The 504-nt window shown below is 47.8% G+C and carries 1 protein-coding gene; it reads right to left on the minus strand.

The features are described from left to right. Window positions 1-504, minus strand: a 504-nt coding sequence (locus tag V7D75_RS11355; protein WP_333614640.1) for a GTPase, incomplete at both ends; no start/stop codon positions are given.

Below are 504 nucleotides of genomic sequence, written 5' to 3' on the forward strand. Positions count from 1 at the left end.
CGTCAAACCGTTAAGCACGACGGTTTCTTGCAGGGTATCGCGCGTTGTCCCAGCAACGTCGGTCACGATAGCACGCTCTTGTCCAGCCAGACGATTCAGCAAGCTTGATTTACCAGCATTTGGTCTGCCAGCAAGCACCACATGAATACCGTCACGTAATAGCTGACCTTGCTTGGCAGTCGCTAGCACTTGCTGAATTTTAGCTTGTGTTTGTTCAAGCTTATCTTGAATAACGCCATCAGATAAGAAATCAACGTCTTCTTCATCAGGGAAATCAATCGCCGCTTCGACGTGCAAGCGCAGATGAATCAATTGCTCAAGTAGCTGATTAATTTTTTGTGAAAACTCACCACTAAGCGAGCGAATCGCACTACTGGCAGCGGCGGCGCTGGTAGCATCAATCGCATCCGCGATGGCTTCTGCTTGTACCAAATCCAATTTATCATTATCAAAAGCACGGTAAGAAAACTCTCCTGCGCCCGCTTGTTTTGCGCCCAATTCAAA

The organism is Psychrobacter sp., assembly GCF_036731945.1.
In the GTDB taxonomy this organism is placed as follows: Bacteria; Pseudomonadota; Gammaproteobacteria; order Pseudomonadales; family Moraxellaceae; genus Psychrobacter.